Source organism: Longicatena sp. 210702-DFI.1.196, from assembly GCF_020563125.1.
Classification (GTDB): domain Bacteria; phylum Bacillota_I; class Bacilli_A; order Erysipelotrichales; family Erysipelotrichaceae; genus Longicatena; species Longicatena caecimuris.
Genome location: NZ_JAJCPX010000097.1, coordinates 1 through 672, shown reverse-complemented (window position 1 = coordinate 672; position 672 = coordinate 1). Strand labels below are relative to the sequence as shown.

General features: G+C 41.1%; 1 pseudogene. It reads left to right on the top strand.

The features are described from left to right. Positions 1-34: 34 nt before the first annotated feature. Positions 35-672, top strand: a pseudogene (locus LI241_RS15530) (hypothetical protein); the annotation flags it as partial.

The following is a 672-nucleotide window of genomic DNA, read 5'->3' as shown; positions in this document are numbered from 1 at the left end:
GAATGGCAACCATCACAGGAAGGGGCATGATATTATGAAATATATAAAACGAATCAGCGTACTATTGCTTGCTGCTTTCTTTATGGTCGCAGGTACGCAAGCTATACAGGCAGAGGAAACAACGAGAATGACCTTTACCAATGAAGAGAATAAGACTCCTGACCTCTTTATCACCAAGCATGTAGAAAGTGCTGATGATCGTTATGAGGTACCAAAGGATGTGGCTTTCAAATTCGTATTAAAGTTAAATGGAAAGCTTGCCAATAAGGAACAATACCGTGTGTTCAATGAAAACGGAGATGAGGTATACAATCATCAGGATGGTACGATATCTTCGGAAACAACCAATAAGATACCTGTCATGACCGATCGTAATGGAAACTTTACCTTATATGGTGGATATACTGCAAAATTTGAGTATGTTGGCAATGGGGTATCCTATGAGATCTTGGAGCTGCCGCAAGAAAATTTTCAACAGGTTTCTCCGGCAGCGGGGACCTCTGCCATCGGTACGATCAAACCAGATGGTGCCAGAGTTGAATTTGTGAATCTATATATGCCATATGTTGAGCAGAAGACAACGGATCTGATCGTAACAAAGCATATCTCCTTTCCACAAGGTTATGTATATGATGGAGAAGATAGCTTTCACTTTACCTTGAAGCTGGAAGG